The following is a 16569-nucleotide window of genomic DNA, read 5'->3' as shown; positions in this document are numbered from 1 at the left end:
ATATGCAAAGACAAGAGCTTATTGAACTAATAAGGAAGATCCAACGCAGCGAAGGGACAGAAGAAGAAGCTGATAATGACATCGACCTCCTTTGCAGAAGTGTCGCAGATCCTCACGCAGTTAATTATATTTATTATGAAGAACTTAGCGCAGAAGAAATCGCGGATAAAATCATAAATTACAAACCAATTCAACTATAAGTCGTATTCGGGTGGCGCAATGAGTCCCCCTATATCGAAAAAAATCCATGCCAAAGCGTGGATTTTTTTTATTCAAAACAAATCAAATGTAAACAAGAAGTTCATCACGTCGCCATCTTTAACGATGTAATTTTTACCTTCAGCTCACATTCGGGCTGCCTCTTACACTCCTTGCTGAATCTTACCCTCAGTAAGCTGTCAGTATATCCGCGACGAGCTCCTCCGTGAGAACAGCCGCACCCAGGGGCTGCTGACCACCCGCAGCGAATACGAACGTCTTGGCCGCCTGCATCGCCGGGACGTCTTTACCAGCAATGCCCAGCGTCCGTCGCCGCGCCGCTGGTTTCGCCGCTGGGATTACGACTACCGCAATAACCTGGTGCGTGAAGAGCGGGACGATAACCCGTTCAGCTGATACCGCTGGCATTGCCGGTATGACGGCGAGCACCGCCTGACGGAGGTCATCAGCCAGCCGCGGGACTGCAACAGGCCGCAGACGCAGGTCAGCTTCCGCTATGACCCGCTCGGGCGACGCATCAGCAAAACGCGACGCCAGATGCTGGGCGGACAGCCAACCGGCAAGCCGGTCACCACCCGGTTTGTCTGGGAAAGGTTCCGTCTGTTGCAGGAGGTGCACGGGGATGTGCCGCTCACCTACGTCTACAGCGATCAGGACAGCTACGATCCGCTGGCGCGTATTGACGGCGTTGATGCCCCGGAGATCTTCTGGTTCCACTGCCAGCCCAACGGCACGCCGGAGCGGATGACGCATAGCGAAGGGCAGGTACGCTGGGAAGGGGTGAACAGCGCCTGGGGCAAACTGCTGCGGGAAAGCGAGACGCAGGTATCAGGATATTCCCAGAACCTGCGTATGCAGGGGCAATACCTGGATCGTGAGACAGGGCTGCACTACAATCTGTTCCGGTATTATGACCCGGACTGCGGACGATTTACGCAGCAGGATCCGATAGGGCTGGCGGGTTATATCTTTACAGCTATGCTCCTAATCCTATAGTTTGGACAGATCCTTTAGGTCTTACACCTTGTAAGGGGTTACCATCCACTCGAAGGGCTGGAGGTACAAGCAAACATTATGATCCCGTAAATGGTCAAGGATTGTATGTGCTACACGATGGAAAGAATATTATCTATGTAGGACGTGGGGATGCTCCAGCACGTTTGAATAGCCATGGGAATACACCGGGTATATTACATTTGGAACAGTAGACCATATTTGATAATAATTTGACCAAAGCGGAAGCTAAATTCCTGGAACAAAGGATTATGGATCTTAATGGTGGAGCTAAGTCAACAAACTCTTTAACAAATCTCCTCAACAAAATCAGGTCATATAGCCCTAATAACCCAAGCCCTAGCAAATATGATATTACAGGTCATAGTAGTGATTGGGGTGGGGAAGTATTGAAAGATGCGTTATCAATTCTGAAAGGGAATGGCTTATGAAAGTAAAATATAAAGAGGGTGACATCTTTGTCATTCCGATGAGTAATGGGAAGTATGCGCTTTGCCAGGTTATTTTTGCTCCAAAGAAAAAGTTTAAACAAGTAATAGGTTTCTGCATTTTATCAATACAGGATACGGAGGAGTTTGAAGAGAAGAGTTCACTAACACCTCTATCTTTTGAAAAGTTTGGCAAGGAGATGAAGGTTATTTTCACTGGCAACCAAAATATTAGTAAAGGTATTTGGAAAATTATTGACTATGCTAATCTCACAGAAGAAAAAAAACAGTTAAAAATATTTAATTATGCTGGCGGCTTATATGATGGGGAGGAGGAAATCAGGCGTCTGTCTGTTGCTGAATATCCTAATTACACAACTATGGGGGGGGCAGGCTTTGAGCTTGTCGACAATGTTCTGATAAATATTTGATCATCAGGGGAAGGGTGCTTCCCTGGGTAGTTTTCATACAACAGCAGCTCATTAACACCTTTAATAAATTCACAAGTTTTTATGATCGTCTGGCCAAATAGTATTGCATCAATGCATGCAGGAGAAGAATAGCCACAAGTTTGTCGCCGTTGATCTGGATATCAATACTCATGCCTTCGCCCGGAACGAGAGAGGACATTCGGTCGTCTGCACTACGGTAAAAGGGCTGACCCGCTACCACTACATCCAGTCAGGTCTGCACTACAATTTGTTCTAGTAGTATGATCCTACAGCGGGCGGTTTACGCAGCAGGACCCGATAGGGCTGGCGGGGGGGATAAACCTTTACCAGTATGCGCCGAATGCGCTGGGTTGGGTGGATCCGTGGGGGTTGGCATTAAAGGGAGTCGACTTTACAGGAAGCCCAGATCTTTTCCCAATCAATGGAACAAAACAGAATATTGTATCTATTACAATGCAAGGAACTCGAGATAGAGATTTCACCGAGGCTTTCAAGGCAGCCGGTATTTCTAAAAGCGATGCAACTGGATATACATGGCATCATGTCGATGATTTTGACCCAGCCACAGGAAGGACAACAATGCAATTAGTAAAAACTTCTGCGCATGAAGCTACTTTCCCACATAAAGGCTCAGTCTCACAATTCGAGAAATATTTTGGTGTAAAATATGGTTCCCAAGAAGCCATTGCTGTTTCTCATTCTAAAGGCTGGTTGAAGGGGCGTGTCCCGAAAAAATTGCGTGCAAACTGTCATCAGTGAGGTATAACCTATGAACCATTTCAGTAACTGTGAAAAAAAGATTGGACGTGCAGATATTACTAAAACGGAAGAGAAATTATCTATTACTCTTCCGGATGATTTCGTTTCACATTATCTGCAATTTAATGGTGGCACTCCTGAGAAAAGTTGGTGGGACGGTGATGAAGATTTTGAGCCAGTAGAGGTGGCAGGGTTTAAACCGTTTGTTTATAATAGTCAGACAAATAATGACCCTAGATCTTTAATCGACGGTTGTTATATCAGCATGTTGGATAGGGAAGTGATTCCTAAAAACCTGCTTCCTTTCGCAAATGATTGGGGAGGGAATTTCTTCTGTCTAGATTTAGACAATTACTCAATAGTATATTTTGCTACAGATTCTTTTGATGAGGATTTGACTATGCAAGAGAATCACATAAAACTTCAAAGATATCTGACAAATTCATTTGCCAATTTTGTTAATGGATTAGTAGCAGAAGAAGATCTTTCTTAAAGAATATTTAAAAATTTAATCGATTTATTTACTTCGATTGCTGTTGTTTTGATATTCATATTTTTAATAAAGCTTTGTGACACAAATCATAGGGTTTTATTATAAAACAGCATGACAGGCTTGGTGGTATGAAAGCAGGTAGAATCCCATGTAGAATAAATCAGGTTAAAAAATGAAGATATCCCAGTTAGCAATACATAGGTTAAATAATATTAATTGGTTTGTTAATCTTGGTGTAGCAACGACACTCCCTGGTGTTATCCAGGCTCAGTCCCTTAGCTTATTTATAAAAGGCTTGAATAGCGATGAATGGGAAAGTGCCACCTTGGAGGCTGGTTATGAAATAACGGGCTATCTCGCAAAAAAACACACTAACAAATATCAATATTGGAACTCTTTGGTCAAAGAAGCTAAGAAAGTTGTGGAGAATGATATTATCCCAAAAATAATCTTCCCAGAGTCTGAGAAAGGATCAATGACTGAGAACTTAAAATGGGACCTTGTGAATTACTTGCTTGAAGATGCGTATAGTTCTTTACTACATGAGCCATTCGCTTTTGAAGGCTTAATTAATGTTTATGAAGCTGGGCATATGCCCTGTGGATGGTCAGGTACTTGGCCAGCGGGCAAACTAGTTATCTATTGATAGGACACGCGAAAAAAATCCACGCCAAAGCGTGGATTTTTTTCATTCAAAACAAATCAAACGTTAAACAAGAAGTTCATCACGTCGCCATCTTTAACGATGTAATCTTTCCCTTCTGCACGCATCTTGCCTGCTTCTTTCGCGCCTTGCTCACCCTTGTAGGTGATGAAGTCTTCAAACGCGATAGTCTGCGCGCGAATGAAGCCTTTCTCGAAGTCGGTGTGGATCTTACCGGCCGCCTGAGGCGCGGTCGCGCCCACAGGGATGGTCCACGCTCGCACTTCTTTTACACCAGCGGTGAAGTAGGTTTGCAGGTTCAGCAGCTCATAGCCCGCGCGGATCACGCGGTTCAGGCCCGGCTCTTCCAGACCCAGCTCGGCCATGAACTCTTCACGGTCGGCGTCGTCCAGCTCTGCAATATCAGATTCAACGGCAGCGCAAACCGCAACCACTACAGAACCTTCAGCCGCAGCGATTTCACGCACTTTGTCCAGATACGGGTTGTTCTCGAAACCGTCTTCGTTAACGTTGGCGATGTACATGGTTGGCTTCAGGGTCAGGAAGCTCAGGTATTTGATCGCCGCTTTGTCTTCTTCAGTCAGGTTTTTCAGCGCGCGCAGCATGCCCGCGTTTTCCAGCTGTGGCAGACATTTTTCCAGCGCAGCCAGTTCCGCTTTCGCTTCTTTGTCGCCGCCTTTGGCTTTCTTCTGCACGCGGTGAATGGCGCGCTCGCAGGTATCGAGGTCAGAGAGGGCCAGCTCGGTGTTGATGACGTCGATGTCGTCAGCCGGATCTACTTTGTTGTTAACGTGGATAATGTTGTCGTTCTCGAAGCAGCGCACAACGTGGCCGATCGCTTCGGTTTCACGGATGTTGGTCAGGAACTGGTTGCCCAGGCCTTCACCTTTGGATGCGCCTTTTACCAGGCCCGCGATGTCCACGAACTCCATGGTGGTTGGCAGAATGCGCTGCGGCTTCACGATTTCCGCGAGCTGGTCCAGACGCGGATCGGGCATAGGAACAACACCGGTGTTCGGCTCGATGGTACAGAACGGGAAGTTCGCCGCTTCAATACCTGCTTTGGTGAGCGCGTTGAACAGGGTGGATTTGCCCACGTTTGGCAGACCGACGATACCGCATTTGAATCCCATTTCTAAATCACCTTAATATCTTGATAATCAATCCGTTAACGATAACCGATTGAAGAAAAGTAAATAACTACGCCTATTATACACGTAACCCGCGCGACGCGCGGTAAAAAAGCCCCAGAGCACCGATTATTGCGCTTTGAAAGCGTGCAGTCGATTGGTGGCTTTCGTCAGGCCGTCCTGAAGCCAAATCTCGGTGCAGCGGGCCGCTTCGTCCACCGCTTCGTCAATCAACTTCTGCTCAGAAACCGGTGGTTTACCCAGTACGAAACCAACAACTTTGTTTTTATCGCCCGGATGGCCGATTCCCACGCGCAAACGGTGGAAATTAGGGTTATTACCCAGTTTGCTGATGATGTCTTTCAGACCATTGTGGCCGCCATGACCGCCGCCAAGTTTGAATTTCGCCACGCCTGGCGGCAGGTCCAGTTCGTCGTGGGCCACTAGGATCTCATCCGGATTGATGCGATAAAACGTTGCCATGGCCGCCACGGCTTTGCCGCTCAGGTTCATAAAGGTGGTTGGCACCAGCAACCGCACGTCAGCACCCGCAAGATTGATGCGTGAGGTATACCCGTAAAACTTGGGTTCTTCACGCAGGGGAGCGCGCAAACGCTCCGCCAGCAGATCAACATACCATGCGCCGGCGTTATGGCGGGTAGCGGCATACTCTGCGCCCGGATTGGCGAGGCCGACAATCAGTTTAATCGTCACGATTTACTTCCTAATGGGTTCCAGATCTGGCGCGTAGTTTACTGTCTGGCGCGCCGCTTGACAAAGTTCTGCCTGCGGTACACCGAAATGCGAATAATTTCCTCTTTGAATAATTAGAATTTCAAGCTGTTCAATGTCTTATTTGTAAATTTTTGTCCGGGAGTGATCTGTAAATGTGATCATTCACGCAACTCATATAAGAGGCGTTGTCTATACTTTACACACAAGGAGAAGGGGCTTTTCCCCTGACAACCCAAAGTTCCGGAGGTGACATATGAAACGCAAAAACGCTTCAATGCTCGGTAACGTGCTAATGGGGTTGGGACTGTTCGTGATGGTCGCCGGTGTCGGTTATTCAATCTTAAACCAATTACCGCAGCTTGACCTCCCACAATACTTTGCGCATGGCGCGGTGCTGAGTATCTTCCTAGGTGCGGTATTGTGGCTCGCCGGGGCGCGCGTGAGCGGACATGAGGAAGTCTGCGATAAATACTGGTGGGTGCGCCATTACGATAAACGATGCCGCCGCGACCAGCGCAAGCATAGCTAGTGCCCCATAAAGAACACCGAAACGACTTCATCTGAAGTCGTTTTTTTTTTGCATGACGCATTGACCCTCACGTAACGTATGGCTCCAGAGTAACGACACTGGCAGAACAAAAGGAGCCGTTATGTTGATACAGGTGGGTGAACTGGCGAAACGTGCCGGGATCACCGTGCGGACTTTGCATCACTACGAGCAAACAGGGCTGTTGTTACCTTCTGCCAGAAGCGCGGCAGGCTACCGGCTTTATAACCTGGCGGATGTGCAGCGTCTGCATATGATCCAGACGCTGGCAAAAGCCGGGCTGGAGCTTGCCGAAATCAGGGATTTTCTGGAACAGCGTTCGCTGTCATTAGCCGAATTACTCGACGGGCAAATCACTCTGCTGGACAAGCAACTGCGTAGTATCCATACGCTGCGCAACCGGCTGGTGGAGTTGCGTACCGGGCTGACCGACGATGCGACGCCGGATCTGGAATCCTGGCTACAGACTCTGGAGTTAATGAATATGTACGATCGCTGGTTTAGCAAAGAAGAGTTGCAGCAACTGCCGTTTGCGGTAGAGAAAGAGGCGCTGGCGGATATCTGGTCGGGGCTGGTGACGGAGGTTAAACACTTGCTGGAACAGAACGTCAGCGTCACGGACGCGCGGGCGACCGATTTGGCTTCATGGTGGATGGAACGCCTGGAGCAGGATACCGCAGGCAAACCGGAATTTTTGACCCGTCTGAACGAGATGCACAGCGTGGAGCCGCAGATGCAGGAGCAAACCGGCATTACGCCGGAGATAACTGATTACATCACGCGGGCGTTTGCCGAATCAAAGCTCAGCATCTGGGAGAAATATCTCACTGCCGAAGAGATGGCCTTTACCCGGGCGCACTACTTTGACCGGATGATGGAGTGGCCGCCGCTGGTGGCGAAGCTGCATCAGGCGCAGCGGGATAATCTCAGTCCCGCTTCTGACGATGCGCAAAAGCTGGCAGAAAACTGGCTGGTTTTATTCCAGTCCTATGCGGGAACAAACCCGCAGACCCAGCAAAAATTTCGCCTCGCCATGCAGCAGGAGCCGCATCTGATGAAAGGCACGTGGATGACGCCTGCCGTGCTTGAATGGCTCCAGCAGGCGATCGGGGTGAGGATGCAAAGACGCGTCTCTGCATCAGATGACTCACAGATCCGCTAACGCAGCTTCACGGTTAGGGTAGAAGGACAATCGGCCAGGGATCGGCTGCACGCCCGCGCGCGCCATGGTGCGCAGGGGCTGGAATTCGAGGTTACTTATCCGCAGCTCGCAGCCTTCCGGCAGGCGGGCAACAAAACGCTGGAAGGCATCCAGACCGCCAGCATCCAGCACCGGGACGGCATCCCACTTCAGCACCACAATCCGTTTGCCCGCGATGCGGGATTCCAAATCGCTGAACAAACCTTCCGCTGCGGCGAAGAACAGCGGACCAATCACGCGCAGCACCAGCACATCGTCAGGCACCTCAACGTTAACCGGGGAGAGACGCGTCATCTGCGCGATGCGGCGCATAAACAGCAGCGAGGCCAGCACAATGCCGACGCTGATGGCGATAACCATATCGAACAGTACGGTCAACGACATGCAGATCAGCATCACGATAATGTCGTCTTTCGGCGCACGGCGCAGCAGGTTAACCACCTTATGCGCCTCACTCATGTTCCAGGCCACCATCAGCAGCAGCGCAGCCATGGCCGAGAGCGGAAGCCATGAAAGCAGCGGGGCAAGGATCAGCAGCGCCATGATCACCAGCAGGGAGTGAATGACCGCCGAAACCGGTGATGTCGCGCCCGCACGTACGTTCGCGGCGGAACGGGCAATCGCAGCCGTAGCGGTAATACCGCCGAAGAACGGTGCAACGATGTTCCCTAAGCCCTGGCCGACCAGCTCGCTGTTGGCTTTGTGCTTAGTGCCGGTCATGCCGTCGAGCACGACGGCGCAGAGCAGGGATTCAATCGCGCCCAGCATTGCCATGGAGAACGCGGCAGGCAGCAGAGCGCGAAGGGAATCCCAGCTTAGGGTGAAGCTTGAGCCCGGCATGTCCCACGGCAGAACCAGCTGCGGCAGCAGCTGCGGAATGCCGCTGCCCTGTGAGCCGTCCGCCAGAACATAGTGGAACTGGGAGCCAATGGTGGCGACCTGTCCACCGAGCAGGTTGACAACGCCCATCACCGCGCAGCCCAGCAGCAGAGCGGGCAGATGCCCCGGGAGACGAATGCCTAAGCGAGGCCAGACGATAAGTGTGCCGAGGGTAACGATGCCAATGGCTGCATCGCCCAGGTTGGCCGTCGGCAACGCCATAAACAGCGCGCCCACTTTCTGTAAATAGTGCTCCGGAACATGGGCCATTTGCAGGCCGAGGAAATCCTTAATCTGCATGGTCCCGATGGTAATCCCAATCCCCGAGGTGAACCCCAGCGTTACGGAAAGGGGAATATATTCAATCAGGCGACCAAAGCGGGCCAGACCAAACAGAATTAAAAAGATGCCGGACATCAGGGTGGCAACCAGCAGGCCTGCCAGACCAAACTGTTGGGAAACCGGGTAGAGGATCACCACAAAGGCGGCAGTCGGGCCGGAGACGCTGAAGCGGGACCCGCCCGTCAGCGCAATCACAATCCCCGCAACGGCCGAGGTGTACAGCCCGTACTGCGGCGCGACGCCGCTACCAATCGCCAGCGCCATCGCCAGCGGGATGGCAATAATCCCGACGGTGATCCCGGCTATCAGGTCACGAACAAAGCGTGACGATGTGTATTTCTCTTTCCAGCAGGCGTCGATGAGGGCGCGAAAGGGCAGAACATGTGAGGAGGTTACGTTTTTCACAATTATCTATCATCCGTGTGCGCATCATCTGTCATGTGAATGGCAGGTGAAGGAGGCATAAGTCATACAAATAAATACTATAAACAAAAAAACCCGCCGTAGCGGGTTTTTTGGCCGTATTCGATCAGTGTTCGAACATTGCAGAGATCGATTCTTCGTTGCTGATACGACGAATCGCTTCGGCCAGCATCCCGGACAGAGTCAACGTACGCACGTTTGGCAGCGCTTTGATCTCGTCGCTCAGTGGAATGGTATCGCAGACCACAACTTCGTCAATGACGGAGTTACGGAGGTTGTTTACCGCATTGCCGGAGAAGATCGGGTGAGTGGCGTAAGCGAATACGCGTTTCGCACCACGCTCTTTCAGCGCTTCAGCGGCTTTACACAGCGTACCGCCGGTATCGATCATGTCGTCAACCAACACGCAGTCGCGGCCAGCCACGTCACCGATGATGTGCATCACCTGAGAAACGTTAGCGCGTGGACGGCGTTTGTCGATGATCGCCATGTCGGTATCGTTCAGCAGCTTCGCGATAGCACGAGCACGTACCACGCCGCCGATGTCCGGAGAAACCACAATCGGGTTGTCCAGATTCAGTTGCAGCATGTCTTCCAGCAGGATTGGGCTGCCGAATACGTTATCAACCGGCACGTCGAAGAAGCCCTGGATCTGCTCTGCGTGGAGGTCAACCGTCAGTACGCGGTCAACGCCGACGCTGGACAGGAAGTCAGCGACAACTTTAGCGGTGATTGGCACACGCGCGGAACGGACGCGACGGTCCTGACGTGCATAGCCAAAGTAAGGAATAACAGCAGTGATACGGCCAGCAGAAGCACGACGCAGCGCGTCGACCATAACAACCAATTCCATCAGGTTGTCATTCGTTGGAGCACAGGTGGACTGGATGATGAAAATATCACCACCGCGTACATTTTCGTTAATTTGTACGCTGACTTCGCCGTCGCTAAAGCGACCTACAGCGGCGTCGCCGAGGGAAGTGTACAGGCGGTTGGCAATACGTTGTGCTAGTTCCGGGGTGGCGTTACCAGCAAAAAGCTTCATATCAGGCACGAGAAGAACCTCAGGCATGCGTCCAGTGGTGGATAGCGTTCGCCGCAAACTGCGGGGCCTAAGCAAACGCTATCCAGGCGGTGTATTAAAGAGCGCGATGCAACGTCTGGAACAGGGTGACGTTGTCACCGAAACTCAGTCTGCGCCAGAATGGCCTGCTGTAGGGGGGAGGTGTTCATCCCGCGTGCTACAAAACCATGCAGCCAAACCGGCGCTTGCTCAAGCACCTGACGGGCGGCGGTTTCGGTGTCAAATTCAGCAAAGACACAGGCCCCTGTACCGGTCAGGCGCGACGGCGCGTATTCTAACAGCCAGGAAAGCACCGCATCAACCTCGCGAAAACGTTTTCTTGCGATATCCTCGCAATCGTTGCTGAATTCACAATTTAATAACGTTTTTATTGACCGTGCCGGGGTATTTCTTTTCAGGTCAGGATCTTTAAAGATGACCGGGGTAGGAATGCTCACGCCGGGGTGAACGATCAGATACCATTTTTCCGGCGGATCGACCGGCGTGAGGATTTCACCGACACCTTCAGCGAACGCCGCGTGGCCGCGCACAAACACCGGTACATCGGCGCCCAGCGTCAACCCTAACGCTGCCAGTTCGTCCGTCGTCAGACCGCAGCCCCAGAGGTGGTTAAGCGCCACCAGTACTGTCGCGGCGTTTGATGAGCCGCCGCCAAGACCGCCGCCCATCGGCAGGCGTTTGTCGATACGGATATCCGCACCGCTTCCCGCTGGCAGACGACCCGACGACGACGCCGTGTTCATCAGCAGGCGGGCAGCGCGCACGATCAGGTTATCGTCATGCGCCACGCCGTCGACCGGCGTCAGCAGGCAAATCTGCCCGTCCTGACGCGGTTCGATGGAGATGGTGTCGCCGTAATCGACAAACTGAAACAGCGTTTGCAGGGTGTGATAGCCGTCAGCGCGCTGCCCGGTAATGTAGAGAAACAGGTTCAGTTTTGCGGGAGAGGGCCAGTGGGTCATCATTTAACGATCCAGTTGTCCATTTTCAGCTTGATACGCTGGCTACCCTGCGTCAGCTCCATATTGGACGGCAGCGACGGTTGCGTCTTGCTGTCATACGCGCTGTACACCACTTTCCAGGTTTTACCGCCCTGGGTGTAGTTCACCTGGCTCAGACGGTATTGATCGTCGAGCGTATAGTCGGTTGCGTCACCCGGCAGGCCAAGGATCCACTGGCGCAGACTATTGAGCGGAATCGGCATTCCGGTCAGCTTGCCAATCATCTCTTCGGCGTCGGTTGCCGTGTAGTGCTGGCCCTTGTTATCGGTGATCTGCGCTTCGCCAGGCTTCGCGTTAAGCTCCAGCTCGGTGCTGCCCAGCGGGTTCAGCAGCAGCAGGCGATAGTTGTCCTGACCCGTTTGCTGCCAGAAGAAGCGAGCGTAAACTTTTTGTTCGTCAGAGAGATAAGCAAATGCACCGCGGGTCTGGTACTGGCTTAATTTCAGCACGTCCTGTTGGTGCTGACGCCACTGCGGTGAGTCAGGGCTTTTGCCCGGGCCTTTCGGCTGATGAACGGAACAGGCGGTCAGAACCAGGGCCGCCAGAGGCAGCAGGCGAATCATTCGGGTCATAATGATGACAAATCCTTGAGATACGTTGCAGTTATAACTGTTAATGCTAGCGTTGAAGGGTGCCACCGTCTACGTTCAAATTATCTCAAAGCGTGGCGTAAGCTATTACTCCGAAAGGGGGCAGTCTCTTTTATTGATCTCGCGCATCCTGTATGATGCGTCCTGCTAACCTTATTAACGCTGGTACTACTCCCGCTCAACATGACCCTATTAGCACTCGGTATTAACCACAAAACGGCCCCGGTTTCACTGCGAGAACGCGTTACGTTTTCGCCGGATACGCTCGACCTGGCGCTGGATAGCCTGCTTGCACAACCGATGGTGCAGGGTGGCGTGGTGCTCTCGACGTGCAACCGTACCGAGCTGTATCTCAGCGTGGAAGAGCAGGATAACCTGCACGAGGCGCTGATCCGCTGGCTGTGTGACTACCACAACCTCAACGAAGAAGAACTGCGCAATAGCCTGTATTGGCATCAGGACAACGATGCGGTCAGCCATCTCATGCGCGTGGCCAGCGGGCTGGATTCGCTGGTGCTGGGCGAGCCGCAAATTCTTGGGCAGGTGAAAAAAGCCTTCGCGGATTCCCAGAAAGGGCATCTGAAAGCCAGCGAACTGGAACGAATGTTCCAGAAGTCATTCTCCGTGGCGAAGCGTGTGCGAACCGAAACCGACATTGGCGCCAGTGCGGTTTCGGTTGCTTTCGCGGCCTGTACCCTTGCCCGTCAAATTTTTGAATCCCTGTCGACCGTCACCGTAATGCTGGTGGGAGCGGGCGAAACCATCGAGCTGGTGGCGCGCCATCTTCGCGAACACAAGGTGAAGAAGATGATCATCGCCAACCGCACCCGCGAACGTGCGCAGGTGCTGGCAGATGAAGTGGGCGCTGAGGTGATTGCGCTGAGCGACATCGATGAACGTCTGAAAGAGGCGGACATTATTATCAGTTCTACCGCCAGCCCGCTGCCGATTATCGGGAAAGGGATGGTCGAGCGTGCGCTGAAATCCCGCCGCAATCAGCCGATGCTGCTGGTGGATATCGCCGTTCCGCGTGATGTCGAACCGGAAGTGGGCAAACTGGCGAACGCCTACCTGTACAGCGTGGATGACCTGCAAAGCATCATTTCGCACAACCTTGCCCAGCGTAAGGCGGCGGCTGTGCAGGCGGAAACCATTGTTGAGCAGGAAACCAGCGAGTTTATGGCCTGGCTGCGCGCGCAAAGCGTCAGCGAGACCATCCGCGAGTACCGCGGGCAGGCTGAACAGGTGCGTGATGACCTGACAGCCAAAGCGTTAGCGGCCCTTGAACAGGGCGGCGACGCGCAGGCGATTATGCAGGATTTAGCCTGGAAACTGACCAACCGCCTGATCCATGCCCCAACCAAATCTCTTCAGCAGGCTGCCCGTGACGGGGACGATGAACGCCTGACTATTCTGCGCAACAGCCTCGGGCTGGAATAGCGCCCTATACCCATTTTCTAAGACAAGGTGCATTTACGCCTATGAAGCCTTCTATCGTCGCTAAACTGGAAGCTCTGCACGAGCGCCATGAAGAAGTCCAGGCGCTGCTCGGTGATGCCGGGACCATTGCCGACCAGGAACGTTTTCGCGCGCTGTCGCGTGAATACGCGCAGTTAAGTGATGTTTCAAAATGCTTTACCGACTGGCGACAGGTCCAGGAAGATATCGAAACCGCGCAGATGATGCTCGACGATCCTGAGATGCGCGAGATGGCGCAGGAAGAGTTACAGGATGCGAAAGCGCGTTCAGAAGAGATGGAGCAGCAGCTTCAGGTGCTTCTGCTGCCGAAAGATCCGGATGATGAGCGTAACGCCTTTGTGGAAGTCCGCGCCGGTACCGGTGGCGACGAAGCGGCGCTGTTCGCCGGAGATCTGTTCCGTATGTACAGCCGGTATGCCGAATCCCGTCGCTGGCGCGTGGAGATCATGAGCGCCAACGAAGGCGAGCATGGCGGCTACAAAGAGGTTATCGCCAAGATCAGCGGCGACGGCGTGTACGGTCGACTGAAATTTGAATCCGGCGGTCACCGCGTGCAGCGCGTGCCTGCGACAGAATCTCAGGGACGCATTCATACGTCAGCCTGTACGGTGGCGGTGATGCCGGAGCTGCCGGAAGCGGAACTGCCGGATATCAACCCGGCGGATCTGCGCATCGACACCTTCCGCTCTTCAGGGGCAGGTGGTCAGCACGTTAACACCACCGACTCCGCTATCCGTATTACTCACCTGCCCACCGGGATTGTGGTTGAGTGTCAGGATGAACGTTCCCAGCACAAGAACAAGGCTAAAGCGTTATCCGTGCTGGGCGCCCGTATCCACGCGGCTGAAATGGCGAAACGCCAGCAGGCGGAAGCCTCTACCCGCCGTAACCTGCTGGGCAGCGGCGATCGTAGCGACCGTAACCGCACCTATAACTTCCCGCAGGGTCGCGTAACCGACCACCGCATCAACCTGACGCTGTACCGTCTGGATGAGGCGATGGAAGGCAAGCTCGATATGCTGATTGAGCCTATCGTGCAGGAATACCAGGCCGACCAGCTGGCGGCACTGTCCGAGCAGGATTAATGGATTTTCAGCGCTGGTTACGCCATGCCGCCAGTGAGCTTTCTGCAAGTGAAAGCCCGAAGCGCGACGCCGAAATTCTGCTTGAGCATGTGACGGGTAAAGCCCGCACGTATCTTCTGGCTTTCGGCGAAACCGCTCTGACCGCTGAACAGCAATCGCAGCTGGAGGCGCTGCTTGCCCGCCGTAAAACCGGCGAGCCGGTGGCGCATCTGGTTGGCGAACGCGAGTTCTGGTCACTTCCGCTGTACGTTTCAGCGGCCACGCTGATCCCGCGCCCGGACACCGAGTGTCTGGTGGAGCAGGCGCTGGCGCGGTTACCGGCGCAGCCGTGTCAGATCCTCGATCTCGGTACTGGCACCGGCGCGATTGCGCTGGCGCTTGCCAGCGAGCGACCGGACTGCACCGTGACGGCGGTAGACGTGATGCCTGATGCGGTCGCCCTCGCGCGGCGCAACGTTGAACGGCTGGGGCTGAACAATGTTTCCGTTCTGCAAAGCAGCTGGTTTGCCGCGCTTGAAAGCCGCATGTTTGAAATGATTGTCAGCAATCCGCCCTACATCGACGAAGACGATCCGCATCTCGCGCAGGGCGACGTGCGTTTTGAACCGTTGACCGCGCTGGTCGCTGCGAATCAGGGACTTGCGGATCTCGATCACATTGTGACAACGTCACGACAACATTTGCTTCCCGGTGGCTGGCTGCTGGTGGAACATGGCTGGACGCAGGGAGAGGCGGTGCGAGCGCTGTTTACGCGTGCCGGATACGCTGCCGTGGAAACCTGCCGGGATTACGGCGGCAATGAACGTCTGACGCTGGGGCAGTGGTCATGAGCCTGTTTACGCTGCTGATCTCCGTTCACCTGATTTCCGTTGCCCTGACCATTGGCTTTTTCATTGCCCGCTACTGGTGGCGCTACAGCAACAATCCGCTGATTAACGCCCGCTGGGTACGCATCGCCCCGCACTGTATCGACACGGTGCTGTTCCTTTCCGGAGCCGGGTTAATGTGGAAAACCGGCTATCTGCCATTTACTGATAAAGGCGCATGGCTGACTGAAAAGCTGTTTGGCGTTATCATCTACATCGTTTTGGGTTTTATCGCGCTTGGGCGTCATCGTCCGCGCAGCCAGCAGACAGGGTTTATCGCCTTTTTGCTGGGTCTGGTGGTGCTGTACATCATCATTAAACTCGCCACCACAAGAATACCGTTACTGGGGTAAGTCATGAGGTCCTTAGCCGATTTCGAATTTAACAAAGTGCCGCTCTGCGATGGTATGATCCTGATTTCAGAGATGATCCGCGACGATTTTACGTCACAGTACGTTTACGCTGAACTGGAGAATCTGGTCAGCCTGGCGCGCGAAGAGATCAATCAGGCACGTCCGCAGGACTGGCAATTAGAGAAGCTGATTGAGCTTTTCTACGGCGAATGGGGTTTCTGCGACACGCGAGGCGTGTACCGCCTGTCTGACGCACTGTGGCTGGACCAGGTGTTGAAAAATCGTCAGGGCAGCGCCGTCGCGTTGGGCGCCATTTTACTGTGGGTTGCGCACGAGCTGGATATTCCACTGGTTCCGGTCATTTTCCCGACGCAGATGATTTTGCGGGCGGAGTGGCTGGACGGTGAGATGTGGTTAATCAATCCGTTTAACGGCGACACGCTGGATGAGCATACGCTGGACGTCTGGCTGAAAGGCAACATCAGCCCGATAGCTGAGCTGTTCAATGAAGATCTCGATGAAGCCGATAACGCCGAAGTGATCCGCAAGCTCCTGGATACGCTGAAGTCTGCGCTGATGGAAGAGCGTCAGATGGAGCTGGCCCTGCGCGCAAGCGAAGTGCTGTTGCAGTTTAATCCGGAAGATCCGTACGAAATCCGCGACCGCGGCCTGATTTATGCGCAGCTCGACTGCGAGCACGTGGCGCTGAATGATTTGAATTATTTCGTCGAGCAATGTCCGGAAGACCCGATCAGCGAGATGATCCGCGCGCAGATTAACGCGATCGCGCATAAACACATTACACTGCATTAATCTTAATTCCGA

17 protein-coding genes and 2 pseudogenes are annotated in these 16569 nt (G+C 53.3%); 13 read left to right on the top strand and 6 right to left on the bottom strand.

All coding sequences use genetic code 11. The features are described 5' to 3' along the window. The first annotated feature begins 2 nt into the window (after window positions 1-2). The 6 genes and pseudogenes from IMQ56_RS15855 (at window position 3) to IMQ56_RS15825 (ending at window position 4011) form a co-directional block, all read left to right on the top strand. A complete protein-coding gene (locus tag IMQ56_RS15855) occupies window positions 3-200 on the top strand; it encodes a bacteriocin immunity protein (RefSeq protein WP_040117755.1) in 198 nt (65 codons plus the stop codon). 187 nt (window positions 201-387) lie between these two features. After that, window positions 388-1241, top strand: a pseudogene (locus IMQ56_RS15845) (RHS repeat-associated core domain-containing protein); the annotation flags it as partial. Between the two features lie 419 nt (window positions 1242-1660). Further along, complete coding sequence (locus IMQ56_RS15840) at window positions 1661-2092, top strand: immunity 26/phosphotriesterase HocA family protein (RefSeq protein WP_040117752.1); 432 nt, start codon at window positions 1661-1663, stop codon at window positions 2090-2092. A gap of 247 nt (window positions 2093-2339) precedes the next feature. Next, window positions 2340-2872: pseudogene (locus IMQ56_RS15835) on the top strand (HNH endonuclease); the annotation flags it as partial. A 10-nt stretch (window positions 2873-2882) separates the two neighbouring features. Beyond that, the gene (locus IMQ56_RS15830) at window positions 2883-3365 is read left to right on the top strand and encodes an SMI1/KNR4 family protein (protein WP_017384273.1); all 483 of its coding nucleotides are present in this window, start codon (window positions 2883-2885) and stop codon (window positions 3363-3365) included. Window positions 3366-3537: 172 nt separating this feature from the next. After that, window positions 3538-4011: a hypothetical protein gene (locus IMQ56_RS15825; protein WP_017384271.1), complete on the top strand. Its 474-nt coding sequence runs from the start codon at window positions 3538-3540 to the stop codon at window positions 4009-4011. Window positions 4012-4067: 56 nt separating this feature from the next. On the opposite strand, the gene ychF is transcribed toward IMQ56_RS15825, so the two are convergent. After that, entirely contained in the window at window positions 4068-5162 is a 1095-nt protein-coding gene (ychF, locus tag IMQ56_RS15820) for a redox-regulated ATPase YchF (RefSeq protein ID WP_196064065.1), read from the bottom strand. A gap of 126 nt (window positions 5163-5288) precedes the next feature. Then, entirely contained in the window at window positions 5289-5873 is a 585-nt protein-coding gene (pth, locus tag IMQ56_RS15815; RefSeq protein ID WP_006810922.1) for an aminoacyl-tRNA hydrolase, read from the bottom strand. A gap of 274 nt (window positions 5874-6147) precedes the next feature. On the opposite strand from pth, the gene ychH reads away from it, so the two are divergent. Continuing rightward, entirely contained in the window at window positions 6148-6423 is a 276-nt protein-coding gene (ychH, locus tag IMQ56_RS15810) for a stress-induced protein YchH (protein WP_003856655.1), read from the top strand. Window positions 6424-6544: 121 nt separating this feature from the next. After that, on the top strand, window positions 6545-7603 hold the full coding sequence (locus tag IMQ56_RS15805) for a MerR family transcriptional regulator (RefSeq protein WP_196064064.1): 1059 nt from the start codon (window positions 6545-6547) through the stop codon (window positions 7601-7603). Here IMQ56_RS15805 and dauA read toward each other — a convergent pair. The 4 genes from dauA to lolB form a co-directional block, all read right to left on the bottom strand. Further along, window positions 7589-9268, bottom strand: a complete 1680-nt coding sequence (gene dauA, locus IMQ56_RS15800; protein ID WP_023296766.1) for a C4-dicarboxylic acid transporter DauA — start codon at window positions 9266-9268, stop codon at window positions 7589-7591. The genes IMQ56_RS15805 and dauA overlap by 15 nt on opposite strands. Before the next feature lie 124 nt (window positions 9269-9392). Next, window positions 9393-10340, bottom strand: a complete 948-nt coding sequence (gene prs / locus IMQ56_RS15795) for a ribose-phosphate diphosphokinase (RefSeq protein WP_003856663.1) — start codon at window positions 10338-10340, stop codon at window positions 9393-9395. Window positions 10341-10465: 125 nt separating this feature from the next. Next, window positions 10466-11335 (bottom strand): 4-(cytidine 5'-diphospho)-2-C-methyl-D-erythritol kinase, encoded by an 870-nt coding sequence (gene ispE / locus IMQ56_RS15790; RefSeq protein ID WP_017384260.1) that lies wholly within the window; start codon window positions 11333-11335, stop codon window positions 10466-10468. Next, window positions 11332-11943: a lipoprotein insertase outer membrane protein LolB gene (gene lolB / locus IMQ56_RS15785; RefSeq protein WP_003856665.1), complete on the bottom strand. Its 612-nt coding sequence runs from the start codon at window positions 11941-11943 to the stop codon at window positions 11332-11334. The genes ispE and lolB overlap by 4 nt, the downstream gene beginning before the upstream one ends. A 201-nt stretch (window positions 11944-12144) precedes the next feature. Between lolB and hemA the strand changes: the two genes are divergently transcribed. The 5 genes from hemA to sirB1 are packed head-to-tail and all read left to right on the top strand — an operon-like array spanning window position 12145 to window position 16557. Beyond that, window positions 12145-13401: a glutamyl-tRNA reductase gene (hemA, locus tag IMQ56_RS15780; protein WP_023296765.1), complete on the top strand. Its 1257-nt coding sequence runs from the start codon at window positions 12145-12147 to the stop codon at window positions 13399-13401. Window positions 13402-13442: 41 nt separating this feature from the next. Continuing rightward, entirely contained in the window at window positions 13443-14525 is a 1083-nt protein-coding gene (prfA, locus tag IMQ56_RS15775; RefSeq protein WP_003856667.1) for a peptide chain release factor 1, read from the top strand. Further along, window positions 14525-15355 (top strand): peptide chain release factor N(5)-glutamine methyltransferase, encoded by an 831-nt coding sequence (prmC, locus tag IMQ56_RS15770; protein WP_023303859.1) that lies wholly within the window; start codon window positions 14525-14527, stop codon window positions 15353-15355. The genes prfA and prmC overlap by 1 nt, the downstream gene beginning before the upstream one ends. Continuing rightward, a complete protein-coding gene (gene sirB2 / locus IMQ56_RS15765) occupies window positions 15352-15744 on the top strand; it encodes an invasion regulator SirB2 (RefSeq protein ID WP_023296762.1) in 393 nt (130 codons plus the stop codon). Before prmC ends, sirB2 begins: the two co-directional genes overlap by 4 nt. A gap of 3 nt (window positions 15745-15747) precedes the next feature. Next, a complete protein-coding gene (sirB1, locus tag IMQ56_RS15760) occupies window positions 15748-16557 on the top strand; it encodes an invasion regulator SirB1 (RefSeq protein ID WP_006810913.1) in 810 nt (269 codons plus the stop codon). Window positions 16558-16569 lie beyond the last annotated feature (12 nt).

Origin of the sequence: Enterobacter sp. Res13-Sevr-PEC09-46, assembly GCF_015672585.1 — a bacterium.
Lineage (GTDB): Bacteria > Pseudomonadota > Gammaproteobacteria > Enterobacterales > Enterobacteriaceae > Enterobacter > Enterobacter hormaechei_C.
Note: the sequence above shows the minus strand (reverse complement) of the source record. Positions and strands in the feature narration are given on the sequence as shown.